The organism is Pseudomonas sp. ADPe (assembly GCF_014843515.1).
Taxonomy (GTDB): domain Bacteria; phylum Pseudomonadota; class Gammaproteobacteria; order Pseudomonadales; family Pseudomonadaceae; genus Pseudomonas; species Pseudomonas citronellolis.
Genome location: NZ_CP062122.1, coordinates 2,322,216 through 2,346,632 on the forward strand (window position 1 = coordinate 2,322,216; position 24,417 = coordinate 2,346,632).

Sequence of the window (24,417 nt, forward strand, 5' to 3'; positions counted from 1 at the left end):
CTGCCGTCAGTCACTTCTTAGTCTGTCCTTTTGTTTCGAGCAGCCCCTTGAGCAGGTCGATGGGCATGGGGAAGACGATGGTGGAGTTCTTGTCGCCGGCGATGCTGCCCAGCGTCTGCATGTAGCGCAGCTGCATGGCGCCGGGCTCGCGGGAGAGCATCTGCGCGGCCTGCATCAGCTTCTCCGAGGCCTGCAGCTCGCCCTCGGCGTGGATCACCTTGGCCCGTCGCTCGCGCTCGGCCTCGGCCTGGCGGGCGATGGCGCGGACCATGGACTCGTTGAGGTCGACGTGCTTGATCTCGACGTTGGCCACCTTGATGCCCCAGGCGTCGGTCTGCGCGTCCAGCACCTTCTGGATGTCCAGGTTCAGGCGCTCGCGCTCGGCCAGCATCTCGTCCAGCTCGTGCTTGCCGAGCACCGCGCGCAGCGTGGTCTGGGCCAACTGGCTGGTGGCGGCGAGGAAGTTCTCCACCTGGATGATGGCCTTCTGCGGGTCGAGCACGCGGAAGTACACCACCGCGTTGACCTTCACCGAGACGTTGTCGCGGGAGATCACGTCCTGCGGCGGCACGTCGAGCACCACGGTACGCAGGTCGACGCGGACCATCTGCTGCACCACCGGGATCACCAGCACGAGGCCTGGGCCCTTGACCTTCCAGAAGCGGCCGAGCTGGAACACCACCCCGCGTTCGTATTCACGCAGGATGCGCAGGGCGCTGGCCACCAGCATCAGCAGCAGGACCAGCGCCACCAGCAGTCCGAAGGGAATACCCATCAGTCACCTCCCGATTCGTCGTCGGCCGCCACCTCCAGGCGCAGGCCGTCGCGCGCCAGCACCTTGACCCGCTGGCCGGCGCGCAGGGTCCGGGCGCAGCGGACCTGCCACTGTTCGCCCTGCAGTTGTACCCAGCCGGCGTGGGCATCCCCGTCGGCCACCGCGTCCACGGTCGCCAGGCTGCCCACCAGGCCGGCCGCGCCGCTGACCACCTGGCGCTGCCGGCTCTTCATGGCCACGCCCAGCACCCCGGCGATGAACAGCGCGCTGACCGTGGCCACGCCGACGATCAGCCCCAGGGGAATGCCGAAGCCCGGCGCGTCGGTGTCCAGCAGGATCAGTCCGCCGATCACGAAGGCGGCGATGCCGCCGATGCCCAGGCTGCCGTAGCTGGGCACGAAGGCCTCGGCGGCCATGAAGGCCAGGCCGAGGACGATCAGCGCCACCCCCGCGTAGTTCACCGGCAGCAGTTGCATGGCGTAGAGCCCGAGCAGCAGGCAGATGCCGCCGAGCACGCCGGGCAGCGCCAGGCCGGGGTTGGCGAATTCGAAGATCAGCCCGTACACGCCGATCATCAGCAACAGCAGCGCTACGCTGGGGTCGGTGATCACCGCCAGCAGGCGGGTGCGCCAGTCGGGCTGGTGCTCGACCCAGGCGAGGCCGGCGCTGTGGATGCTCAGCGCCTGTCCCGCCACCTGCACCTTGCGCCCGTCGATGGCGCGCAGCAACTGGTCGAGGTCGCCGGCCTGCAGGTCGACGACCTTCTGCTTCACGGCTTCCTCGGCGGACAGGCTGACCGCCTCGCGCACCGCGCGCTCGGCCCACTCGGCATTGCGCCCGCGCAGTTGCGCCAGGCCACGGATGTAGGCCGCCGCGTCGTTGACCTGCTTGCGCTTGAGGGTGTCTTCCTCGCTGACGGCTGGCTTGCCGTCCTTGCCCTGGGGCTTTTCCGGGGCGCCGGGCGCGCCGATCTGCACCGGGGTGGCGGCGCCAAGGTTGGTCCCCGGGGCCATGGCGGCAAGGTGGCAGGCATAGAGGATGTAGGTGCCGGCGCTGGCCGCCCGCGCGCCGCCGGGGGCGACATAGCCGACCACGGGGATGGGGCTGGTGAGGATCGCCTTGACGATGTCGCGCATGGCGCTGTCCAGCCCGCCGGGGGTGTCCATGCGCAGCACCACCAGAGGCGCGCCCTCGTCCACGGCACGCTGCAGGCCGCGCACCAGGTAGTCGGAAGTCGCCGGGCCGATGGCCCCGTCCACCGTCAGCACCACCGCCGGCGGGGCCGCCAGCGCCCCGGCCGCGAACAGCAGCAGGAGCAAAGCGCAGCGGCGAAACAGCGTGAGCATGGCACGCCTCCCCGGCCAGGACCGAAGCGGCGCCGCGGGCGAATGAAGGGGCGGCGCCTTCCTACAGCATAGTCCCCTGCCCCGGGATGCCTGCGGCAGGCTGTTGCAGGGTGTTTAGAGGCCGCGCCCAGCGTCCGGGTGGGCACGGCTTTTCGTAGGAGCGAGCTTGCTCGCGAATGGAGCTCCCGGTGGCGGTGGTGTTTCGGGTTGGCTCCGCATCCCTCACCCCAGCCCTCTCCCAGAGGGAGAGGGGGCTAGTCCGTGCCGAGAGAAGGCTTGGTTTCAGCCGGTAGTCCCTGTGCTCGCCGGCCAACGCCGAAGCATCAGCGCACTCCGAACGGTCCCCTCTCCCTTCAGGGCGGGGCGCGCAGCCGAGGGTTAGGGAGAGGGAGCGGAGCCAAGCCAAGGCAGCGGAATCACCGGGGGCCCCCTTCGCGAGCAAGCTCGCTCCTACAAAGCCCCAGAAACGAAAACGCCGTTCCCCCCTCATGGAAGAAACGGCGCTTTCACCTTCGGCCTCAGGCCGAAGAGAGCGGCCCGGTCAGCCCTTGAACACGTCTTCCACCGACTGCAGCGGATAGTGCTTCGGATACGGCAGGGTAGCCACGCCGCTCTCGATGGCGGCCTTGGCCACGGCATCGGAGACCACGGTGATCAGGCGCTTGTCCATGGGTTTCGGGATGATGTACTCGCGGCCGAACTCCAGGGACGACACGCCGTAGGCCTCGCACACGTCCTTGGGCACCGGCTCCTTGGCCAGGTCGCGCAAGGCCAGGGCGGCGGCGATCTTCATCTCTTCGTTGATGCGGGTGGCGCGCACGTCCAGGGCACCGCGGAAGATGAAGGGGAAGCCCAGCACGTTGTTCACCTGGTTCGGGTAGTCCGAACGGCCGGTGGCCATGATCACGTCGTTGCGGGTGGCGTGGGCCAGTTCCGGCTTGATCTCCGGGTCCGGGTTGGAGCAGGCGAAGACGATCGGGTTCGGCGCCATGCGCTTGAGGCCTTCGGCGCTGAGCAGGTTGGCGCCGGACAGGCCGACGAACACGTCGGCGCCGTCGAGGGCATCGTCCAGGGTGCGCTTGTCGGTCTCGGTGGCGAACACCGCCTTGTACTGGTTCAGGTCGGTGCGGCCGGCGTGGATCACGCCCTGACGGTCGATCATGTAGATGTTCTCGACCTTGGCGCCCATGCTCACCAGCAGCTTCATGCAGGAGATGGCGGCGGCGCCGGCGCCCAGGCAGACGATCTTCGCGCTTTCCAGGTTCTTGCCGGCGATTTCCAGGGCGTTGAGCATGCCGGCGGCGGTGACGATGGCGGTGCCATGCTGGTCATCGTGGAACACCGGGATGTCGCACTGCTCGATCAGCGCGCGCTCGATCTCGAAGCACTCCGGCGCCTTGATGTCCTCCAGGTTGATGCCGCCGAAGGTGATGGAGATGCGCTTGACGGTGTCGATGAAGGCCTGCGGGCTCTCGGCGTCGACCTCGATGTCGAACACGTCGATGCCGGCGAAACGCTTGAACAGCACGCCCTTGCCTTCCATGACCGGCTTGGAGGCCAGCGGGCCGAGGTTGCCCAGGCCGAGAATGGCGGTGCCGTCGGAGATCACCGCGACCAGGTTGCCCTTGCCGGTGTACTTGTAGGCCAGTTCGGCGTCACGGGCGATCTCGCGGACCGGCTCGGCCACGCCCGGGCTGTAGGCCAGCGACAGGTCGCGGGCGGTGACGGTCGGCTTGGTCAGCTCGACGCTGAGTTTCCCGGGGCGGGGTTGCGCGTGATATTCGAGGGCAGCGGTCTTGAGATCAGACATTTTTGGCACTTCCGCTTTATTGCTTGTTGGACAGACGGGCGACCGAGCATACGCGGGAAGAAAGCGCCTGCCAAGATAGCTTCAGGGGCGCGGTGTCAATGCTGCTAACGCACGATTTTCAACCATTCCCCGGGTTTTGGCTGACCAGTTGGATACAAATCGTTGAGTAATCGTATACGAGAAATCGCGTCAGATTCCGGCTCGTTTCCGCCCTTTGCCAGCTGTTCCAGGCTTTGCCCGGCCTTCGCCTGGACCAGTTGCAGGCGCCGCGGCTCGGCCAGCTTCCGTTCGTCGGCGCGCAGCGGGCGGAAACTGCGGATCACCGAGAGGAACTCGGCGTCGCGGCTTTCCAGCGAGGCGCGGCCTTTGACCACACCCACGAACAGGTAGGCACCCTGGTCCTTGTAGACCACCGCCACGCGCCGCGCGGGCGAACCGGGGATCACCGCGGCGGCGCCCTTCAGGCCGGCCTGGTTCAGCTCCTGCTCGTCGGCCAGGCGGCCGCCGGCGCCCTTGCGCAGGTATTCCAGCGGGCTCAGCTGGCCGTCGCGCGGCACCAGCTTCATGCCGATGTAGGCCTGCTGGTCCTCGGGGTAGCCGATCAGCGCGGTGGGCTGGTTGAGCATGCCCCAGCCCCTGGGATAGCTGAGGGTGAAGCCCAGCTCGCCGTGGTAGAAGCTTTGCCCGCGGCGGATGCCGGACTCGGCGGAATCGCCGAAGGGCATGCCGTCGATGGCCTTCAGGTAGCGGTCGCGGCCGACCTCCTGCTGGCCGCCGGCCAGGGCCTGGGCCGGGCCCAGCACCTCCTGCAGGCGCCGGTCGTTGTCCGGATGGGTGTCGAACAGCCCGTGGTAGCCCACCGGCTGCACCGCCTCGCCCTTGGCCTGGGCGACCTGGCGGGCGTAGTCCTCCTGGTTCTTCAGCACCCGCACCACCTGGATCATCGCCTTGGGGTCGTAGCCGGCGCGGGCCAGGTACTTGGCGCCCAGGCCGTCTGCCTGCAGCTCCATGTCGCGGCCATAGCCGCGCACCACGGCGGTGCCGAGGACGTTGGTGAGGTCGCCGGCGGCGCTGACGCCGGTGCCGATGGCCACGGCCGCGCCGAGCACGTTCCAGGCGCTGGCCTGGCTCTGCTGGCGCACGCTGTGGCGGGCGGTGACGTGGCCGATCTCGTGGCCCAGCACCGCGGCCAGCTCGGCTTCGGAATTGAGGTAGGCCATCAGCCCGCGGTGGATATAGATGTAGCCGCCGGGCAGGGCGAAGGCGTTGATGTCGGGGCTGTCGACCACGGTGAAGCGGTACTGCAGGGTGGGCCGGTCGCCGACCCGGGCGACGCGCTCGCCCACCTGCTGCACGTAGGCCTGGAGCTTCTCGTCGGCGTAGCGCGGGTACTGCTTGGCCACCTCCTGGCTGGCCTGGCGGCCGAGGGCCAGCTCGTCCTGCTCGCTCATGGTGACGAAGTCGGTCTCGCCGGTGGCGGGGTTGACCGCGCAGCCGCCCAGCACGCTGCTCAGCGTGAACAGGCAGGTGAGCAACAGCATCCTTGTCTTGGTCATGGCAGCAGCTCCAGCATGGCCGGGTCGGTGATGGGCAGCATCCAGCGTGCCTGCCCCGGTTTCACGGCGCCGCGCGCGGCGCGGTCGATCACCCAGCCGCGCGCTTCCAGGGTGCGCCCGGGCAACGCCTCCAGCGTGCGCTTATCGAACGCTTTCAACAGCTTAGGCTCGATCCGCAGGACCAGCGAACCGTCCATCTCCAGCCACAGGCCACCGCGGTTGCGCTGCACCTGGGCGACGCGCCCGCGGACGATGACGAAGCCGCTCTGGCGCAGGCTTTGCGCGTCCTGCACCGGCGGGCGTTTCCACAGGCCGCGACCGGCCTTGCGCGCCTCACGCTCGGCGGCCTGCTGGCAGGCGGTCAGCTCGGTGTTGGGCGCCACCGCCACCAGGTAGCCCAGGCCCTCGGCCAGCAGTTGCGCCTCGATGTTGCGCCCCTGGCGGTCGTACAGGTGCGCCAGGGTGCGGCCGTAATGGTCCTTGCCCTGGCGTCCGAGCTGCAACCCTAATTCGCCGTCGTTGGCCGCCACCAGCGCCTGCAGGCGTTGCCGCGCGGCCTCGGCGAAGGGCTCGGTGCTGCGCCCGCCGTGGGCCAGTTCCGGGGCGTTGACGCCGATCAGGCGCACGTTGCGGCCATCGGCCAGCTTCAGGGTGTCGCCATCCACCACCCGCGCCACGCGCACCGTGCCGGCGCCGCTGGGCGCCGGGCAGGACGCCGCCAGGGCCGGTGCGCCCAGGCAAATCGCGAGCACAAAAAAGGCGCCCCGCAGGGGCGCCTTTTTCAGCAGATCGGGAAAGGCCATCGGGGCTTTTCCGGAAATCGCTCTTACTTCTTGCCGCCGAACATGGCGAAGCGCTGGTTGAAGCGATCGATACGGCCGCCGGTGTCCACGACTTTCTGCTTGCCGGTGTAGAACGGGTGGCACTCGGAGCAGACGTCCAGGTGGATGCCTTTGCACAGGGTCGAACGGGTCTTGATCACGTTGCCGCAGCTGCAGGTGGCTTCGATTTCTTCGTACGCGGGATGGATTTCCGGTTTCATGATGTCTTCCTCTGGTTGGTGTGCCGCCACCCAGTCTCTGGCAGAAGCCGAGCCACGGCCTTCGAGGACCGCGGGCGGGATCTTTTACCGGGCACCGCACGCAAATTAAGGGCGTGGATCATACCAGAGACTTTGTCCAGCGCAAGTCGGGGTGCCGACCGACCGTCGCCGCGGCCCGTGCTAAGATCGCCGCCTCACCACGCCCCGGAAAGCCCACAGCGTGCCCCGACCCAGCATCCTGCGCCTCGCCCTGCCCTCGCCGCTGCGCCGCCTGTTCGACTACCTGCCGCCGCGCGGGCTCGACCCCAGCCGCCTGCAGCCCGGCGTGCGCCTGCGCGTGCCCTTCGGCCGCCGCGAGATCGTCGGCGTGCTGGTGGAGCTGGCGGACAGCTCGCAAGTGCCCGAGGACAAGCTGCGCCCGGCGCTGGCCGTGCTCGACCGCGAGCCGCCGATGCCGGCGCACCTGCTGGAGCTGTGCCGCTGGACCGCGCAGTACTACCAGCACAGCCTCGGCGACACCCTGTCCTGGGCGCTGCCCAACCTGCTGCGCCAGGGCGAGCCAGCCGAGGCGCGGGTGCAGCGCTTCTGGCTCGCCGTCCCCGGCGCGCGCCTGGACGACCCGCGCCTGGCCCGCGCGCCGCGCCAGCGCCAGGCCCTGCAGACGCTGCAGCAGCACCCCCACGGCGTGCTCCATGAACTGCTGAGCCAGTTGGGCATCAACAAGGACAGCCTCGACCTGCTGGTGGAAAAGGGCCTGGCCACGCTGGAGAGCCGCCGCCACGTGCCGGCGGAACACCACGGCGGCTGGCTGGCCCAGGCCGAGCTGCCGCTCAACGCCGAGCAGCGCGCCGCCTGCGAAGCGGTGCGCGCCGGCTTCGGCGCCTTCCACAGCTACCTGCTGGCCGGCGTCACCGGCAGCGGCAAGACCGAGGTCTACCTGCAACTGATCCACCAGGTGCTGGAGGCCGGCAAGCAGGCGCTGGTGCTGATTCCGGAGATCAACCTAGGCCCGCAGACGCTGAGCCGCTTCGAGCGCCGCTTCAACGCGCGCATCGCCCTGCTGCACTCGGCGCTGACCGACCGCGAGCGCCTGGACGCCTGGCTGGCCGCCCGCGACGGCGAGGCGGACATCGTCATCGGCACCCGCTCGGCGCTGTTCACCCCGCTGAAGAACCCCGGGCTGATCATCATCGACGAGGAGCACGACGCCTCCTATAAACAGCAGGAAGGCCTGCGCTACCACGCCCGCGACCTGGCCCTGGTGCGCGCGCGCCTGGAGAAGGTGCCGATCCTGCTCGGCTCGGCCACGCCCTCGCTGGAAAGCCTGCACAACGCCGCCAGCGGCCGCTACGGCCTGCTGCGCCTGACGCAGCGCGCCGGCGGCGCCCAGGCGCCGAAGTTCCAGCGCCTGGACGTGAAGAGCCTGCCACTGGACGCCGGCCTGTCGATGCCGCTGCAACGGGCCATCGGCGAAACCCTCGGCGCCGGCCAGCAAGTGCTGGTGTACCTGAACCGCCGCGGCTTCGCCCCGACTCTGCTGTGCCACGACTGCGGCTGGATCAGCCAGTGCCCGCGCTGCGACGCGCGCATGACGCTGCACCAGGGCTCCGGCGAGCTGCGCTGCCACCACTGCGACCACCGCGAGCGCCCACCGCGCCAGTGCCCCAAGTGCGGCCAACTGGACCTGCGCCCGGTCGGCGCCGGCACCGAGCGCGCCGAGGAGCGCCTGCGCATCCTCTTCCCCGACTACCCGGTGCTGCGCATCGACCGCGACAGCACCTCGCGCAAGCACGCCATGCGCGACCTGTTCGCCACCATCAACAAGGGCGAGCCGTGCATCCTGGTGGGCACCCAGATGCTCGCCAAGGGCCACCACTTCCCGCGCGTCACCCTGGTGGCCATCCTCGACGCCGACGGCGGGCTGTTCTCCGCCGACTTCCGCGCCAGCGAGCGCATGGCCCAGCAGATCGTCCAGGTCGCCGGCCGCGCCGGGCGCGCCGAGGAGCCCGGCCGGGTGCTGATCCAGACGCACCTGGCCGACCACCCGCTGCTGGTGCAACTCACCGAGCAGGGCTACTTCGCCTTCGCCGACCAGGCCCTGGCCGAGCGCCGCGCCGCCGGCCTGCCGCCTTTCTGCCACCTGGCCCTGCTGCGCGCCGAGGCGCACAAGCCGGGCCAGGCCGAAGGCTTCCTCGAAGAAGCCTGCGCCGAGGCCGAGCGCCTGCAGGCGCAACTGGGCAGCGACGTCGAGCTGCTCGGCCCGGTGCCGGCGCCCATGGAACGCCGCGCCGGCCGCTTCCGCGCCCAGCTGCTGCTGATGAGCAGCGCCCGCGTGCCGCTGCACCGCCTGCTGTCCTGCTGGCTGCCGATCCTCGAAAGCATGCCCGGCGGGCGCCAGGTGCGCTGGTCGCTGGACGTCGATCCGATCGATTTGTTCTAGAAAGGCGGCTACAAGCTGAAAAGCTCCATGGACGCGAGGGGCTTGCGGGGTGCGCAACTTCTTGCACGGCCTATCTTGCGCAGGGTTGTGGATAGATCGCTGGAAGCCTTTGTTCACGATGCCTGCAAGGGAATGGCAAGTTCTTGCACAGCAGCGCGCAAGAAGTTGCGCAGAAAGTCCCTGTAGCGCCTTCGGACAACAGCTGCAGGTTTGCTGCAGCCCCCACAAGGCGGGCGCTGCAGGGTTGCTGGCACGCAAATTGTGTTGCCAGGGCTCCCACAGGGTCGTGAACCCCGGGGCCATCAACTCACACGGCAAGGAGAGCTTTCATGCCAACACCCGCATACCTGTCCCTCGAAGGCACCAAACAGGGCCTGATCACCGCCGGCACCTTCACCGAGGACTCGGTCGGCAACATCTTCCAGGAAGGCCACGAAGACCAGGTCCTGGTCCAGGCGTTCAACCACCAGGTCATCATCCCGCGCGACCCGCAGTCCGGCCAGCCGACCGGCCAGCGCGTGCACAAGCCGCTGATGATCACCAAGGTCTTCGACAAGTCCTCGCCGCTGATCTTCAACGCCCTGACCTCCGGCGAGCGCCTGAACAAGTGCCGCCTGGAGTGGTACCGCACCTCCTCCACCGGCACCCAGGAGCACTACTTCACCATCGAACTGGAAGACGCGGTGATCGTCGACGTGCAGTCGCGCATGCCGAACTGCCAGGACCCGAACATGGCGCATTTCACCCACCTGGAAGACGTCTACTTCACCTACCGCAAGATCGTCTGGACCCATGAGGTTTCCGGTACCTCCGGCTCCGACGACTGGCGCACCCCGATCGCTTCCTGATCGGTCGCGACACGTGCTGTTCACATCGGCCGGGTTTCCGGCCGATGTGTCTTTCCAGGCCTGAGCCGGCGCTGCGGCAACTGCCGGGCAGGCCCTCCGCGCAGAGGAACATAGGATGTTCGCCCCGGCCAACCAGCCCCATTTCAGCCTGAATATCGACGGCCTCGACAGCGACCTGCAGGTGCTCGAATTCCATGGCCGCGAAGCCCTGAACCAGCCCTACCGCTTCGACATCGAACTGGTCAGCGAACGTCCCGACCTGGACCTGGAAAGCCTGCTGCACAAGGGCGCCTACCTGGACCTGGGGCAGGGCCACGGCATCCATGGCCAGTTGCACCGGGTGGCCCAGGGCGAATCCGGCAAGCGCCTGACCCGCTACCAGGTGAGCCTGGTGCCGCGCCTGGCCTACCTCGCGCATCGGCATAACCAGCGCATTTTCCAGCAGCTGACGGTGCCGCAGATCATCACCCGGGTACTGGAGGAGCACGGCATCCTCGCCGACGCCCAGCGCTTCCAGCTCGGCCCCACCGTCTACCCGCCGCGCGACTACTGTACCCAGTACGACGAGAGCGACCTGCACTTCGTCCAGCGCCTGTGCGAAGAGGAAGGCCTCCACTACCACTTCGAGCACAGCCCCGACGGGCACCTGCTGGTGTTCGGCGACGACCAGACGGCCTTCCCCAAGCTGGCGCCGGTGGCCTACCAGCAGGACTCCGGCCTGGTCGCCGACCTGTCGGTGATCAAGCGCTTCGGCCAGCGTCTGGATACCCGTACCGCCCGCGTCAGCCGCCGCGACTACGACTTCGAGAAGCCCAGGCTGCAACTGGAAAGCACGGCGCGCAGCGACAGTCGCCCGGACCTCGAGGACTACGATTACCCCGGTCGCTTCACCGACCGCGAGCGCGGCAAGCTGCTGAGCCAGCGCAGCCTGGAAAGGCACCGCGCCGACTACCGCCAGGCCGAGGGCCGCAGCGACCAGCCGAGCCTGCGCAGCGGCCATTTCCTGCCCCTGCGCGAGCACCCGCGCGGCGAGTGGAACGACCTCTGGCTGCTCACCGAAGTGCGGCACGAAGGCAAGCAGCCGCAGGTGCTGGAAGAGTCGGTCACCAGCGACGCCCGCGACGGCAAGGACGACTTCCAGCAGGGCTACCGCAACCGCTTCCTCGCCACGCCCTGGGACGTGCCCTACCGCCCGCCGCTGGCGCATCCCAAGCCGCGCGTGCTAGGCAGCCAGACCGCCGTGGTGACGGGGCCAAAGGGCGAGGAAATCCACTGCGACCGCTACGGCAGGGTCAAGGTGCAGTTCCACTGGGACCGCGAGGGCCAGGCTGACGACAAGACCAGCTGCTGGCTGCGCGTGGCCTCCAGTTGGGCTGGCAAGCAGTACGGCGCCATCGCCATCCCGCGCATCGGCATGGAAGTGCTGGTGACCTTCCTCGAGGGCGACCCGGACCAGCCGCTGGTCAGCGGCTGCCTGTACCACGCCGAGCACCTGCCGGCCTACGAGCTGCCGGCGAACAAGACCCGCAGCCTGTTCAAGACACTCTCCAGCCCCGGCGGCGGTGGCTACAACGAACTGCGCATCGAGGACCGCAAGGGCCAGGAACAGATCTACCTGCATGCCCAGCGCGACTGGGACGAGAACATCGAGCACGACCAGAAGATCCGCGTCGGCCACGAACGCCACGACACGGTGGAGGCCAACGCCTACAGCGAGTTCAAAGCCGAGGAACACCGCACCACCCATGGCGACCGCAAGGTCGAGGTGCGCGCCGACGACCACCTGACGGTGGGCAACGACCAGCACCTGAAGCTCGGCAGTGGCCAGTTCATCGAGGCCGGCAACGAGATCCACTACTACGCCGGCGAGAAGGTGACGATCGACGCGGGCCAGGAACTGACGCTCAAGGCCGGCGGCAGCTTCGTCAAGCTCGACCCCAGCGGCGTCACCCTCAGCGGTGCCGACGTCAAGCTCAACAGTGGCGGCAGCCCGGGCACGGGAACGCCTGCGGCGCCGTTACTGCCAGGCGAGCTCCAGGCGCCAGACCAGAGCGTTCCCGGTGCGGTGCTGCTGCATCGCCTCAAGTCGGAAATGCCTCTTGTGGAACTGTGCCAGAAGCCCAAGGGCGGCACTCCACTGCAATGTCCACTCAGCGATTGCCCATGCCGCAAGGCCATGAAGGAGACGAACCGACTATGACGACCTCCGTTCTATTGGAGCGCTCCGATGACTTGCTACAGCGCCTGGCGGCACTCGGAGAAACTGGTACCCCATGTTTGCTATTCCTTCGGACCGAACTATCGCCCTACGTCGAGCAAAGCCCGCTGTGGATGCCCGCCGGGCAGGCATTGCTGGCGGCGATGGAGGAAGCGCCCGAACACTGGCCGGGCTTGTTGATCCACAGTCCGGCCGATGAACGCGCCCTTCTCGAACACCTCCGGTGGCTCCTCGTCGTGCATTTCGACGGCGGCCTGCGCAAAGGCGTGCTGCGCTATTGGAACCCACGCACCGCAAGCTACTTCTTTTCCGACGACCTCGACGAGCGACCCCGCTGGATGGGGCCGATAGCAAAGCTCCGCTGGCATGGCGGGACCTGGCGCGAAAAATACGCCGGGCAGGAAGGCTGGAAGAGCCTGGACAACCCGCGCTTCGAGCAATGGGCAGCGCCTCGCGAGCCGCTGCCAGCGAGCCTGGGCACCGAGCAGGAGAGCGCCTTGCTGCACCAGCAGCAAGAGCACTTCGTCTTCCAGTGGCTGGGCTCAGCCGCAATCTCCTTCGCCGAGGCCTGGCAATACTTCGGCGAGGGGCTGCTCTCCGGTTTCGATGAAGCCGAGCCCTTGTTGCGCTACCTCGATCTTCGTGTCGCCTATTACGGCCAGAAGGCGCCCGCGGAACTCTCCGGAAATACCGCAGACGAGCGCCTGGCCTACCTGGAAGAGCACCTACGGCAAGGCAGCATGAACAAGGAAGAGCATATATGACCGCATCGATCGGCAAACTGGGCGCAGGCCCGGCGTGCGAGACCGGCAAACTCATCGTTCAGGTTATCGGCAAGGAACATCCGGCCAGCCAGAAACTGGTGATTTACGATGACAAGGATAGCCAGCAGCAGGAGTGGCTCACCAAGCAGGACAAGCCGGAGAACCTCGCCGACGAACTGTGCAGCAGCGTTCTGCACGTGTGGGACTGGAGCGGGCAACCCAAGCGCCATCTCTGGCTGGAAATCGCCTCGCAGAAAGGGAACCCCATCCGGGTGCCGCTATGCGACGACCTGCGGGTGACCCCCAGGCAAGCTGACGCGCAGTGGAACCAGGTCGTCCCCGTGCTACCCCTCACCGCCCTGAGGGGCGCCAAGAGCCCTTACGACCTCGGTGCGCCCGTGCTGTGCCGCCCCGGTTACCTCTATGTCTTCTATCGAGACAAGTTGTGGCGCGAGCTGGAGATTCGCACCGATAGCGACAAGACGCTCTTCCATGACATCGATGTCGCGCGCTACCGCACCGGCCAGGGCTTCAAACCCGAGGTACGCCAGGCCACGGGGCAGGGGCTGGAAGATATCTGGCTACCGGCCCGATGGAACGACCGGGACGTCTCGGACCTGCGCCTCTGCTACTCGGAGATACAGCTGGGAGCCGCGCGCCTGAACTTCCTCGAACGCCATCCCGACGAACTGGCCCGACGCTGCCAGTCGTTCCGGCTGCAGGCAAGCTCGCGCGTCTTCAAGGACCTCTATCGGGGCAAGCCGGATGGCGCCGCCATGCTCGAGCATTTCTCGCAGTTCGACGCCCGCGACAGTGTTTCCGTATCCACCAGCGTGCCGGCGCAGGTCGCGCGCTTGAACCTGGACCACCGCGCCTTCCCGCTTTCGCTGGTCGCCCCCCAGCGCGCCCGCGCACAGATCTTCGAATATCTGCTGGAGCACCCCGCCCGCTACCTCTGCGACCTCAGCGGCCAGTTTCCCGATCAGGAATACCGACGGGCGATGGCCTTCCTCAACCAGGGCATGCTGGGAGAAAAGACCAGCCCGACTCACCTGCTGGAACTGAGCGCCGTCGCCGATGCCCTGTCGAGAAGCCTGAAAACGGCGCAACCGCCGGCGGGGGAAGCGGCGCCGCCGGAGGAAGATGTCTGGCAAGCGCAGCCGGGAGCGACGGACGTATTGGCGCAGGTACGCCCACGGCAGCTCTGCGGCGTGCTTCTGGACGATGCGCGGTATCGCATGCGCCACCTGGAAAGCCGCATAGACAATCATCGTCAGCTGCTGCAGGTCTGTGCCCGCCACGCCGCCACGCAGCCCAACCATGGCAGCGCATTGCTGGTGCAACAGCTGGTTGTCGCCCGCACCCTGCAAGGCAAGCCCAATCCACTGCACAAGGAGATCGACAAGCTCAGCCGCCAGGGGTTGTACGACATCAATCGCAATACCGCGGTACTCGAGCGCATCGAGGCGTGGCAAGGCTTCATGTCCGCGCAGAACCTGCTGCGTAAAGCGCTGGAACAGACGCGTAGCGTCGCCACGCTGGCCGATCACCTGAGCCTGGAGGGATTCCAGTACCTGGGCGCGCTGCATGCCACGGCGCGCACCCTGGCCTGTCTGGCGCTGAATCCTGCACAGGTCGACCCCCTCGCGCCGACTGGCGATCTCAACGACGCCACGGGTAACGGCAGCCCCACCAGCCCGCGCGTCAGCGAGGGGCAGGAATTCCTCGCAAAGCTCCAGCAAGACACCCGGTCCCCCCTGCATCGCCTGCTCTGGCCCGACGTGGACGAGCCCCGGCTCTGCAAGGCGCACGACCCCAAGCCCGTCGCGCCCAATCCGGGAACCGGGCAATTCCGTGGAGAAGAACTGGCGAAGCTGGAAAACGCCGTGGTCCCGCCCGCCGACAACTGGCTCACCCTCGATGAAACACTGCTCGGCGCCTTGCTCGCCGGCGCCAGCCTGGACAGCTTCCTGACGCTCAGCGGCAAAAACCTCAACGGCGCGCTGATGAGCGTTTTCGACACCTTGCAAGGGGCGGTGGAAGTCGCCCAGGACGCGCTGGACAACGCGCGCCAGCTGTCCAGCCAGGCCAGCGTCAACGCCAATGCCACCCAGCAGGCCGCCAAGAGCGCCGACGCCCGCCTCGCCCAGACGCGGCGGCAGCTTGGCCGGCAAGGCCGGCCGATCACCCTTGGCCTGCATGGCCCCGGGCTGCAGCAACTGCGCAGCATGCTGCCGGGCACTTTCGGCTACGCCGTGTTCGTGCGACGCAACCAATTCGACAGGACCACTCATTACCTGTTCGGCATGGAAGACCTGCCGACCCGGCCGCGCACGGCCACCCGCTACTATGGCGAATACCTCAGCCCGCAAGGCAAGGTGCTGGGCAGCACCGACCGCCAGCGCATCCGGGGCGACGACATCGTGAAAGGCGATCATTGGGTCATCGCCATCCCCCGCAACCACTCGACCGCGCGCCTGGTCGGCGAGATGAACAAGCGCCTCACCGCGGCCCAGGCCGCCGACGCCGCCGCCGAGGTTGCTGCCCGGGAGGCACAGGTACGCGGCGCCGCGCTGAGCGAGGTGGTGGGGGCATTGCAAGAGCAGAAGAATGCGCGGGCCTATCGCATACTCAACTCCACACCGTTTTCGGTAGCGGTGTTGATGCTGGAGATGTGGAATGTGAGGGCGGAGTGGAACGCGTGGGATCAGAACGATCGAGAGAAAGGTGCAGCTCGGGCTCGTTCGGGGATCGTAAGCGCAGGACTGGATTTACTGGTTGCGCTGGAGGCACTGACGATCAAGTTAGTTGGCAACCAGTCTTCTTTGGCTATAACACGCAAGACTTTGTTCCGGGTTCCACTGGTAATCGCAAAAGCCATGGGGAAATTAGGTATCTCGATAGTAGAGAGCATCGCAGGACGGCTGGTTCTGCAATCCCTTGCAGGGATGGTGTTCTGCGGAGTAAGCCTTTACGACGCTTGGTACGCTTGGCAATGGCACGATCAGGCCATGTATGGCTACCTACTGATCGCGAGTGGTGCGTTGATCGGTACGGCAGCAGGCTGGCTAGCCGGCAGTGCCACATTCTTAAGGATGGTCTGAAGTAGTCAGGTATTTCTGGCTGACTCCAGCCCTTGCCGATTTCAAAACGGTGATTCGGCTAAAAAACGATCAAATCATCCCCTATTTCCGGATTTATAGCCGGCGCGAGCACCTCGCGCCGGCCATTTCCCGCATTACAGACGCACCTCTCCTGCATTCGTCAGCAAATGTCGGCGCGCCATCCACAGGTTCGACAGCGCGAACAGTGTCACCAACTGCGCGGTGTTCTTCGCCAGGCCACGGAAGCGTGTCTTCACGTAGCCGAATTGGCGCTTGATCACCCGGAACGGGTGCTCGACTTTGGCGCGCACCTGGGCCTTGGATTTCTCGATCTTGCGCTTGGCTTTGTACAGCGCACTGCGCTTACTCAGCTTCTTGTACGTACTGCGGCGGGCCGCAATCTGCCAGATCACCTCCCGGCCTTCATGTTCCGGGCGTTTCTCTACGCCAGTGTAACCCGCGTCGGCGCCGACCATGTTTTCCTTTCCATGCAGCAGTTTGTCGACCTGGGTAACGTCAGCAACGTTGGCTGCCGTCCCCACCACGCTGTGCACCAGGCCAGACTCGGCATCCGCGCCGATGTGGGCCTTCATGCCGAAGTAATACTGATTGCCCTTCTTGGTCTGGTGCATTTCCGGGTCACGCTTACCGTCCTTGTTCTTGGTCGAACTCGGCGCATGGATCAGCGTGGCATCGACGATGGTGCCCTGGCGCAGCGACAGGCCCCGATTGCCCAGGTAACCATTGATCACCGCCAGAATCCCGGCCGCCAACTCGTGCTTCTCCAGCAGGCGACGGAAATTGAGGATGGTGGTTTCGTCGGGAATACGCTCTAGGTTCAGCCCGGCAAACTGGCGCAAGATTGTGGTCTCGTACAGCGCCTCCTCCATCGCTGGATCGCTGTAGCCGAACCAGTTCTGCATCAAATGTACGCGCAGCATCGCCATCAGCTGATACGCCGGACGACCACCTTCACCCTTGGGGTAGTGCGGCTCGATCAGGGCAATCAAACCCTTCCACGGCACCACCTGATCCATCTCGATCAGGAACAACTCTTTGCGGGTCTGCTTGCGCTTGCCGGCGTACTCGGCGTCGGCGAAGGTCATTTGCTTCATCGGGAAACTCGGGCAACGGGATCGGCGTATTTCACCAGATTCGGGAAGTCTTTTTCAGACCATCCTTAAGTCTTACTCCGGCAGGGTGGCTCTGCCTGCTGCTGGTCGGGATTGGAGCAGGGCTGGTTTATATACTGTCCTCCTCCCCCTTGCAGGACTGGCTAAGTAACGGGCCCTTTGGTGAAGGGCGTGGCTCGACAAGTGCCCATCTGCTTATGCCTGACGAAGCGTTCTACCGTCTGGTGGGCGTACTCGCCAATATTCGCATTACCATCCAACCCAATCCCGGCTTCGAAGCCGCAGCCAAACTGGACATGAATGAGCCGATTCCCTTCAACGTTCGCCAGGCCAATACGTTGATCCGCCTGGAAAGTGCCCTGCCCGGTTTACTGGCGAACCTGGGCAACGTCGCCATTCGGACAGAATGTCGATTACGCCCAGTGCACACTGTCAACGTAAAAGGTGAACCAGCCTATACACAGACCTTACCGGCGACTCGCGAGCCAGCCCAAGCACCACTGGCCCAGCGGCTTTTTCCCGACGCGTTGGAACTATATTTCCAGACACCAGCTACCCATGTAGTGCAACCGCTAGCCAAGCCTGAACAGTTTTTAAATCAGCGCTGGGCAGTGCGGGCACAGTTCATTCTCCAAGGCGGTGGGCAAACCCGGATATTCCCCACACCAGGTATCAAAGCGGCAACGAATTATGGTCCGGAATATGCCAAGGCGGACTTCGGAACTACAGGCCGTCCATTCTGGGCGGATGAGCAAACCAATCAGGCAAGCAATTAATGATAAGCCAGGAATACTACTCACCCACCAGCTATCGTCAGGACCGGATTCCAGACCAGCCGGCCTCACAGGCGAGAGGTTTGTACCAGAGATTTTCATGCACACGCCTGCCTTGGGGAAGTACGCAGGACGTCATCCCTTCCAACCTTCTGGGATTTTTATCGCCCAGCACTATGCGCATGCATGAACAGAATGCTCAGGAAAAGTCTGAGCAACTGGCCAACGGTACCTACCAAGCAACATCCTTTGACGGAATGGAATTACATCAACGGTATGACCATGAAAACCTCAGAATGTCCAGACTTCCATTTAACTCTCAATTTTGGCTTTTTATTGGCCCCATAGGCAGATTTAGCTTCTTCATATTACTTCCCTTAATTGCATTAATTTATTTCATTGAATTAATTTCAGGAAAACAGAACTGGGTTGACCTGCTACTATCATACCAAAATATCATCTTGATATTTGTCGCCCCACCCGCTCTATTCTGGATAATTGGCAATATAGTTTCTAATTTCTTCCCTAGACTTTGGTTCCGCCCTCCCAAAGGCCCATACTGGGATTTGAACCGACGTACAGGCTTCGTCACGCTGTATGACTATACGTCCTTCAAAAAGACCGGCGTGATTGGCGAAATCAGCGCTCCCTTCTATGAATTCGACGCCTATATTCACACCAGTCCAGACCGCCAGGGCGCACCGCTCAATGTGCTATTCCTGATGCATCGCTATCGCGACATTCGCGTAAAGGTCGGTGCGCTACTCGGCGCGGATCAGCCCCCCCAAGAGGTTTGCGCACTCTGGGATCTGCTTCAGAACTACATGGATACCAGCCGTCCTCTGCCCGACACACCAGCGCTGGAAGAGTACCGCGCCAACGATCCGGTCACTGCCGAGCATGACCGCAAAACCGGCCGTAACCCTCGCTATTGGATCGACATGGACGATGAGACCTTCAAAGCCCGTTGCCGTGAGATGGCAGTAAAAATAGAAGCCATCGACACCTTCTCGCGTCCCAACCTGATGGCTCGGCATGTCGAATATCTGGATTAGGAAATAGTGGTTTACGGTGCCATCAATATAAGAAAGAGGCCGTTATATTCAGAGCCTCAATGAAAGCCCGCTCATACCAGGAAGCACCGGCGCTCCTGACAAGACAGCTCGCCAAGGCACTACAGCGCGCTCTTTAAGTGGTAATCACGACCCGATACGCCATAGCCGCAGTAGGGTATACGCCCCACCGCCCTCTCCCACCCTGGCAGAAATCAAGGTACGGAAGTGTTTTTGCTTGTAGCTTTAAGCTTACGGCTTGCTGCTGCGCCCTTCAGGCACCGATAATGCGCGGTTCTGAGCCAGATATGCGGTCGAGCGCCCCGAGTCGCGCGCGCGCACGGAGAAACGCCATGAAAGACACCATCCGCCAGCTGATCCAGCACGCCCTCGCCAGCCTCGTCGAGGACGGCACCCTGCCGGCCGGGCTGAGCCCGGACATCCAGGTCGAGACCACCAAGGACCGCAGCCACGGCGACTACGCCAGCAACATCGCCATGATGCTGGCCAAGCCCGCCGGCCTGAAGCCGCGTGACCTGGCCACCAAGCTGGTCGCCGCGCTGCCGGCCAACCCGCAGGTGGCCAAGGTGGAGATCGCCGGCCCCGGCTTCCTCAACTTCTTCCAGGACCAGGCCTGGCTGGCCGCGAGCCTCGACGCCGCCCTGGGCGACGACCGCCTGGGCGTGCGCAAGGCCGGCCCGGCGCAGCGCGTGGCCATCGACATGTCCTCGCCGAACCTGGCCAAGGAGATGCACGTCGGCCACCTGCGCTCGACCATCATCGGCGACGCCGTGGCCCGGGTGCTGGAGTTCCTCGGCGACACCGTGATCCGCCAGAACCACGTGGGCGACTGGGGCACCCAGTTCGGCATGCTGCTGGCCTACCTGGAAGAACAGCCGGTGGACGCCCAGGCCGAGCTGCACGACCTGGAAGTCTTCTACCGCGCCGCCAAGAAGCGTTTCGACGAGTCCCCCGAGTTCGCCGACCGCGCCCGCGAACTGGTGGTCAAGCTGCAGGCCGGCGACGCCGAGTGCCTGCGCCTGTGGACGCGCTTCAACGAAATCTCCCTGTCGCACTGCCAGAAGGTCTACGACCAGCTCGGCGTGAAGCTGACCATGGCCGACGTCAAGGGCGAGAGCGCCTACAACGACGACCTCGCCAACGTGGTCGACGAACTCAAGGCCAAGGGCCTGCTGACCGAGGACGACGGCGCCCTGTGCGTGTTCCTCGACGAGTTCAAGAACGCCGAAGGCAACCCGCTGCCGGTGATCGTGCAGAAGGCCGGCGGCGGCTACCTGTACGCCACCACCGACCTGGCGGCGATGCGCTACCGCAACAAGGTGCTGCACTGCGACCGCGTGCTGTACTTCGTCGACCAGCGCCAGGCCCTGCACTTCCAGCAGGTGTTCGAGGTGGCGCGCCGCGCCGGCTTCGTCCCGGCCGGCATGGACCTGGAGCACATGGGCTTCGGCACCATGAACGGCGCCGACGGCAAGCCGTTCAAGACCCGCGACGGCGGCACCGTGAAGCTGATCGACCTGCTCGACGAGGCCGAGGAACGCGCCTACACCCTGGTCAAGGCCAAGAACCCCGAGCTGGGCGAGGACGAACTGCGCCACATCGCCCATGCCGTGGGCATCGGCGCGGTGAAGTACGCCGACCTGTCGAAGCACCGCACCAGCGACTACAGCTTCAACTTCGAGCAGATGCTCAGCTTCGAGGGCAACACCGCGCCCTACCTGCTCTACGCCTACACCCGCGTGGCCAGCATCTTCCGCAAGCTGGGCAAGGGCTATGACGAAGTCGGCGGCAAGATCGTCCTGGAAGCCCCGCAGGAGCAGGCCCTGGCCGCCCAGCTGGCGCAGTTCGGCGACCTGCTCAACAATGTCGCGCTCAAGGGCGTGCCGCACATCCTCTGCGCCTACCTGTACGAACTGGCCGGGCTGTTCTCCAGCTTCTACGAGCACTGCCCGATCCTCGCCGCGCAGACCCCGGAGCAGCAGGAAAGCCGCCTGAAACTGGCCGCACTGACGGGCCGCACCCTCAAGCAGGGCCTGGAACTGCTGGGCCTGGAAACCCTGGAACGCATGTAACCCTCCATGGCCAAGAAGAAACCCGCTCCCAAGCGCGGCGCCAGCCGCTACCAGGCCCCGGCCAAGAAGACCTCGGTCCCCGGCTGGGTGTGGCTGGTCGCAGGCCTTGCCATCGGCGGCTTCATCATGTTCCTGACGAAGCTGGAACCGGGCCGCAACGACGTGCGCCGGGAGAAGCCCGAGCAGCAGAAGCCGGGCATCGCCCAGGGCGCCAAGCCGGCCACGCCGGCGCAGCCGCCGGCGGCCATCGCGGTGAAGCCCAAGTACGACTTCTACACCCTGCTGCCGGGCTCGGAAGTGGTGGTGCCGCCGGAAGCCGTGCCGGAGAAGCCGCAGACGCCGACGGTGGTCAGCACCCCGGAGGAAGCGGCGAAGATCGACGCCGCCCGCGCCCAGGCCGCGCTCAACGGCCAGGTTCCGCCGCCGCCGGCGGTGGTCAAGCCGGCCACGCCGCCGCAGCAACCGGCGACGGCGCAGCAGCCGGCCGTCCAGGCCAAGGCCACGCCGCCGGCCACGGCCCCGGCGAGCAAGCCGATCGCCCCGCCGGCGGTCGCCGCCACCCAGTTCTTCCTGCAGGCCGGTTCGTTCCGCAAGCAGGCCGACGCCGACCGCGTGCGCGCCCAGGTGATTCTCCTCGGCCAGAGCGCGCGGGTGGAATCCGGCGCGGTGCGCGACGAGACCTGGTACCGGGTGATGGTCGGCCCGTTCAGCGACCGCTCGCAGGTTTCCGCGGCGCAGAAACAACTGTCGGCCAACGGCTTCAGCAACCTGCTGTTACAGCAGCGCCAGACCCGCTGAAGCCCCGCGCGGGCCCGCCTTGGGCGGGCTCGCGCGGCGCCCGCAGAACGCAGCCTTCAAGGCACGTCCGTCGCCCTGCCTTGAAGGCCGCGTCCTTCATCCCCATATGACTCCGCATTCGGGCACCAATGCCCCGCTGTGTGGAGAACTCCCCCTTGACCACTATCGTTTCTGTCCGCCGCAACGGCAAAGTCGTCATGGGCGGCGACGGCCAGGTTTCCCTTGGCAACACCGTCATGAAAGGCAACGCGAAGAAGGTCCGCCGCCTCTACCACGGCCAGGTGCTGGCCGGTTTCGCCGGCGCCACCGCCGACGCCTTCACCCTCTTCGAACGCTTCGAGCAGCAGCTTGAAAAGCACCAGGGGCACCTGGTCCGCGCCGCCGTCGAGCTGGCCAAGGACTGGCGCACCGACCGCTCCCTGAGCCGCCTGGAAGCCATGCTGGCGGTGGCCAACAAGGACGCCTCGCTGATCATCACCGGCAACGGCGACGTGGTCGAACCCGAGCACGGCCTGATCGCCATGGGCTCCGGCGGCGGCTTCGCCCAGGCCGCGGCCATGGCCCTGCTGCAGAAGGCCGATGACGCCATGTCCGCCCGCGAGATCGCCGAAACGGCGCTGAACATCGCCGGCTCCATTTGCGTGTTCACCAACCAGAACCTCACCATCGAGGAGCTCGACAGCGCCGTCTGAGGCCCTGTCGCTCCGGAGTAGCCGAACAAATGTCCATGACTCCCCGCGAGATCGTCCACGAACTCAACCGCCACATCATCGGCCAGGACGACGCCAAGCGCGCCGTGGCCATCGCCCTGCGCAACCGCTGGCGGCGCATGCAGCTGCCGGCCGAGCTGCGCGCCGAGGTGACGCCGAAGAACATCCTGATGATCGGCCCCACCGGCGTCGGCAAGACCGAGATCGCCCGGCGCCTGGCCAAGCTGGCCAACGCCCCGTTCATCAAGGTGGAAGCGACCAAGTTCACCGAGGTCGGCTACGTTGGCCGCGACGTCGAGTCGATCATCCGCGACCTGGCCGACGCCGCCATCAAGATGCTCCGCGAGCAGGAAGTGCAGAAGGTCAAGTACCGCGCCGAGGACGCCGCCGAGGAACGCATCCTCGACGCCCTGCTGCCGCCGGCGCGCACCGGCGGCTTCGGCGACGAGCCGGCCCGCGAGGACTCCAACACCCGCCAGCTGTTCCGCAAGCGCCTGCGCGAAGGCCAGCTGGACGACAAGGAGATCGACATCGAAGTGGCCGACGTCCCGGCCGGCGTGGAAATCATGGCGCCGCCCGGCATGGAGGAGATGACCAACCAGTTGCAGAACCTGTTCTCCAACATGGGCAAGGGCAAGCGCAAGACGCGCAAGCTGAAGGTCGCCGAGGCCATGAAGCTGATCCGCGACGAGGAGGCCCAGCGCCTGGTCAACGAGGAAGACCTCAAGGCCCGCGCCCTGGAAGCCGTGGAACAGAACGGCATCGTCTTCATCGACGAGATCGACAAGATCGCCAAGCGCGGCAACGTAGGTGGCGCCGACGTCTCCCGCGAGGGCGTGCAGCGCGACCTGCTGCCGCTGATTGAGGGCTGCACCGTCAACACCAAGCTGGGCATGGTCAAGACCGACCACATCCTGTTCATCGCCTCGGGCGCCTTCCACCTGTCCAAGCCCAGCGACCTGGTGCCGGAGCTGCAGGGCCGCCTGCCGATCCGCGTCGAGCTCAAGGCCCTGAGCCCGGACGACTTCAAGCGCATCCTGCGCGAGCCGCACGCCTCGCTCACCGAGCAGTACACCGCGTTGCTCAAGACCGAGGGCCTAGACATCGCCTTCGCCGACGACGGCATCCAGCGCCTGGCGGAGATCGCCTGGCAGGTCAACGAGAAGACCGAGAACATCGGCGCCCGCCGCCTGCACACGCTGCTGGAACGCCTGCTGGAGGAAGTCTCCTTCGACGCCGCGGACCTGGCCAGCGAGCACAGCGACAAGCCGATCGTGATCGACGCCGCCTACGTCAACGGCCACCTGGGCGAGCTGGCGCAGGACGAGGATCTGTCGCGGTATATTCTTTAACAGCCGCTGGAGGCTATAGGCTGGAAGCTATAGGCAAGAGCGAAAAGCCGATGCCCCTCACCGTCGTAGGATGGCGTTGAGCGCAGCGATACCCATCACCGCAACCGCATGGGTTTCGCAAGCTCAACCCATCCTACGAAGAGCAGCCTTTAGTCGGAGTTTCCCATGCACATCCCCACCGCCATCCAGCTGCACAAGGCCTCGCGCACCCTCACGCTGAAGTACGGCGAGCAGTCCTATGACCTCTCCGCCGAGTTCCTGCGCGTGCACTCGCCCTCGGCCGAGGTGCAGGGCCATGGCAACCCGGTGCTGCAGGTCGGCAAGCTGAACGTCGCCCTCATCGGCCTGGAGCCGGCCGGGCAGTACGCGCTCAAGCTGACCTTCGACGACGGCCACGACAGCGGCCTGTACAGCTGGGACTACCTCTACCAGCTGTGCACCCGCAAGGACCAGCTGTGGGCCGAATACCTCGCCGAGCTGGCCGCCGCCGGCAAGTCCCGCGACCCCGACGAGTCGGTGGTCCGGCTGATGCTCTGAACCCACCTTTGCGCCGGTTTACCCGGCGCCGGCGCCTCGCCATCCTCCTGCCCCCGATCAGGGCAC

At 65.9% G+C, this 24,417-nt stretch carries 19 protein-coding genes; 12 read left to right on the forward strand and 7 right to left on the reverse strand.

Features of this window, described 5'->3' with window-relative positions; genetic code table 11:
* Positions 1-10: 10 nt before the first annotated feature.
* From IG194_RS10650 to rpmE, 6 genes are all read right to left on the reverse strand, one after another.
* On the reverse strand, positions 11-778 hold the full coding sequence (locus tag IG194_RS10650; protein WP_141679749.1) for a slipin family protein: 768 nt from the start codon (positions 776-778) through the stop codon (positions 11-13).
* Complete coding sequence (locus IG194_RS10655; protein ID WP_058487668.1) at positions 775-2,121, reverse strand: NfeD family protein; 1,347 nt, start codon at positions 2,119-2,121, stop codon at positions 775-777. Before IG194_RS10655 ends, IG194_RS10650 begins: the two co-directional genes overlap by 4 nt.
* 541 nt (positions 2,122-2,662) lie before the next feature.
* Positions 2,663-3,931 carry a malic enzyme-like NAD(P)-binding protein gene (locus IG194_RS10660; RefSeq protein ID WP_009615444.1) on the reverse strand — a complete coding sequence of 423 codons (1,269 nt, stop codon included), beginning with the start codon at positions 3,929-3,931 and terminating at the stop codon, positions 2,663-2,665.
* A 104-nt stretch (positions 3,932-4,035) separates the two neighbouring features.
* Entirely contained in the window at positions 4,036-5,487 is a 1,452-nt protein-coding gene (locus tag IG194_RS10665) for a M48 family metalloprotease (RefSeq protein WP_058487669.1), read from the reverse strand.
* The gene (locus IG194_RS10670; protein WP_058487670.1) at positions 5,484-6,290 is read right to left on the reverse strand and encodes a thermonuclease family protein; all 807 of its coding nucleotides are present in this window, start codon (positions 6,288-6,290) and stop codon (positions 5,484-5,486) included. Before IG194_RS10670 ends, IG194_RS10665 begins: the two co-directional genes overlap by 4 nt.
* A gap of 23 nt (positions 6,291-6,313) precedes the next feature.
* The gene (rpmE, locus tag IG194_RS10675) at positions 6,314-6,529 is read right to left on the reverse strand and encodes a 50S ribosomal protein L31 (protein ID WP_009615432.1); all 216 of its coding nucleotides are present in this window, start codon (positions 6,527-6,529) and stop codon (positions 6,314-6,316) included.
* A gap of 220 nt (positions 6,530-6,749) precedes the next feature.
* Here rpmE and IG194_RS10680 point away from each other — a divergent pair, with 220 nt between their 5' ends.
* The 5 genes from IG194_RS10680 to IG194_RS10700 all read left to right on the forward strand — a co-directional run bounded on the left by IG194_RS10680 (position 6,750) and on the right by IG194_RS10700 (position 15,903).
* Entirely contained in the window at positions 6,750-8,969 is a 2,220-nt protein-coding gene (locus tag IG194_RS10680; protein ID WP_058487671.1) for a primosomal protein N', read from the forward strand.
* Between the two features lie 329 nt (positions 8,970-9,298).
* A complete protein-coding gene (locus IG194_RS10685) occupies positions 9,299-9,817 on the forward strand; it encodes an Hcp family type VI secretion system effector (protein WP_043269424.1) in 519 nt (172 codons plus the stop codon).
* Positions 9,818-9,932: 115 nt separating this feature from the next.
* On the forward strand, positions 9,933-12,017 hold the full coding sequence (tssI, locus tag IG194_RS10690) for a type VI secretion system tip protein TssI/VgrG (protein ID WP_192353648.1): 2,085 nt from the start codon (positions 9,933-9,935) through the stop codon (positions 12,015-12,017).
* Positions 12,014-12,799: a DUF4123 domain-containing protein gene (locus IG194_RS10695; protein WP_058487672.1), complete on the forward strand. Its 786-nt coding sequence runs from the start codon at positions 12,014-12,016 to the stop codon at positions 12,797-12,799. The genes tssI and IG194_RS10695 overlap by 4 nt, the downstream gene beginning before the upstream one ends.
* On the forward strand, positions 12,796-15,903 hold the full coding sequence (locus IG194_RS10700; RefSeq protein ID WP_058487673.1) for a hypothetical protein: 3,108 nt from the start codon (positions 12,796-12,798) through the stop codon (positions 15,901-15,903). Before IG194_RS10695 ends, IG194_RS10700 begins: the two co-directional genes overlap by 4 nt.
* A gap of 134 nt (positions 15,904-16,037) precedes the next feature.
* Here the strand turns inward: IG194_RS10700 and IG194_RS10705 are convergent, their stop codons facing one another.
* The gene (locus IG194_RS10705; protein ID WP_058487595.1) at positions 16,038-17,018 is read right to left on the reverse strand and encodes an IS5-like element ISPst5 family transposase; all 981 of its coding nucleotides are present in this window, start codon (positions 17,016-17,018) and stop codon (positions 16,038-16,040) included.
* Positions 17,019-17,233: 215 nt separating this feature from the next.
* Here IG194_RS10705 and IG194_RS10710 point away from each other — a divergent pair, with 215 nt between their 5' ends.
* The 7 genes from IG194_RS10710 to IG194_RS10740 all read left to right on the forward strand — a co-directional run bounded on the left by IG194_RS10710 (position 17,234) and on the right by IG194_RS10740 (position 24,351).
* On the forward strand, positions 17,234-17,812 hold the full coding sequence (locus IG194_RS10710) for a hypothetical protein (protein ID WP_153010614.1): 579 nt from the start codon (positions 17,234-17,236) through the stop codon (positions 17,810-17,812).
* Between the two features lie 179 nt (positions 17,813-17,991).
* Positions 17,992-18,864, forward strand: coding sequence for a hypothetical protein (locus IG194_RS10715; RefSeq protein ID WP_225617195.1), 873 nt, complete (start codon positions 17,992-17,994; stop codon positions 18,862-18,864).
* Positions 18,865-19,214: 350 nt separating this feature from the next.
* A complete protein-coding gene (gene argS, locus IG194_RS10720) occupies positions 19,215-20,954 on the forward strand; it encodes an arginine--tRNA ligase (RefSeq protein ID WP_058487675.1) in 1,740 nt (579 codons plus the stop codon).
* Between the two features lie 6 nt (positions 20,955-20,960).
* The gene (locus tag IG194_RS10725; RefSeq protein ID WP_064987661.1) at positions 20,961-21,752 is read left to right on the forward strand and encodes an SPOR domain-containing protein; all 792 of its coding nucleotides are present in this window, start codon (positions 20,961-20,963) and stop codon (positions 21,750-21,752) included.
* Between the two features lie 155 nt (positions 21,753-21,907).
* Positions 21,908-22,444 carry an ATP-dependent protease subunit HslV gene (gene hslV / locus IG194_RS10730; RefSeq protein WP_024128800.1) on the forward strand — a complete coding sequence of 179 codons (537 nt, stop codon included), beginning with the start codon at positions 21,908-21,910 and terminating at the stop codon, positions 22,442-22,444.
* 29 nt (positions 22,445-22,473) lie between these two features.
* Positions 22,474-23,814, forward strand: coding sequence for an ATP-dependent protease ATPase subunit HslU (gene hslU / locus IG194_RS10735; RefSeq protein ID WP_043269440.1), 1,341 nt, complete (start codon positions 22,474-22,476; stop codon positions 23,812-23,814).
* Between the two features lie 165 nt (positions 23,815-23,979).
* Positions 23,980-24,351: a gamma-butyrobetaine hydroxylase-like domain-containing protein gene (locus tag IG194_RS10740; RefSeq protein WP_009615423.1), complete on the forward strand. Its 372-nt coding sequence runs from the start codon at positions 23,980-23,982 to the stop codon at positions 24,349-24,351.
* Positions 24,352-24,417: the final 66 nt, after the last annotated feature.

Excerpts from the sequence above, each read along its gene's own strand:
- IG194_RS10655 (WP_058487668.1), bottom strand. The coding sequence starts at position 2,121 with ATGCTCACGCTGTTTCGCCGCTGCGCTTTGCTCCTGCTGCTGTTCGCG.
- IG194_RS10660 (WP_009615444.1), bottom strand. The coding sequence starts at position 3,931 with ATGTCTGATCTCAAGACCGCTGCCCTCGAATATCACGCGCAACCCCGC.
- IG194_RS10665 (WP_058487669.1), bottom strand. The coding sequence starts at position 5,487 with ATGACCAAGACAAGGATGCTGTTGCTCACCTGCCTGTTCACGCTGAGC.
- IG194_RS10670 (WP_058487670.1), bottom strand. The coding sequence starts at position 6,290 with ATGGCCTTTCCCGATCTGCTGAAAAAGGCGCCCCTGCGGGGCGCCTTT.
- rpmE (WP_009615432.1), bottom strand. The coding sequence starts at position 6,529 with ATGAAACCGGAAATCCATCCCGCGTACGAAGAAATCGAAGCCACCTGC.
- IG194_RS10685 (WP_043269424.1), top strand. The coding sequence starts at position 9,299 with ATGCCAACACCCGCATACCTGTCCCTCGAAGGCACCAAACAGGGCCTG.
- tssI (WP_192353648.1), top strand. The coding sequence starts at position 9,933 with ATGTTCGCCCCGGCCAACCAGCCCCATTTCAGCCTGAATATCGACGGC.
- IG194_RS10695 (WP_058487672.1), top strand. The coding sequence starts at position 12,014 with ATGACGACCTCCGTTCTATTGGAGCGCTCCGATGACTTGCTACAGCGC.
- IG194_RS10700 (WP_058487673.1), top strand. The coding sequence starts at position 12,796 with ATGACCGCATCGATCGGCAAACTGGGCGCAGGCCCGGCGTGCGAGACC.
- IG194_RS10705 (WP_058487595.1), bottom strand. The coding sequence starts at position 17,018 with ATGAAGCAAATGACCTTCGCCGACGCCGAGTACGCCGGCAAGCGCAAG.
- IG194_RS10710 (WP_153010614.1), top strand. The coding sequence starts at position 17,234 with ATGCCTGACGAAGCGTTCTACCGTCTGGTGGGCGTACTCGCCAATATT.
- IG194_RS10715 (WP_225617195.1), top strand. The coding sequence starts at position 17,992 with ATGCATGAACAGAATGCTCAGGAAAAGTCTGAGCAACTGGCCAACGGT.
- argS (WP_058487675.1), top strand. The coding sequence starts at position 19,215 with ATGAAAGACACCATCCGCCAGCTGATCCAGCACGCCCTCGCCAGCCTC.
- IG194_RS10725 (WP_064987661.1), top strand. The coding sequence starts at position 20,961 with ATGGCCAAGAAGAAACCCGCTCCCAAGCGCGGCGCCAGCCGCTACCAG.
- hslU (WP_043269440.1), top strand. The coding sequence starts at position 22,474 with ATGTCCATGACTCCCCGCGAGATCGTCCACGAACTCAACCGCCACATC.
- IG194_RS10740 (WP_009615423.1), top strand. The coding sequence starts at position 23,980 with ATGCACATCCCCACCGCCATCCAGCTGCACAAGGCCTCGCGCACCCTC.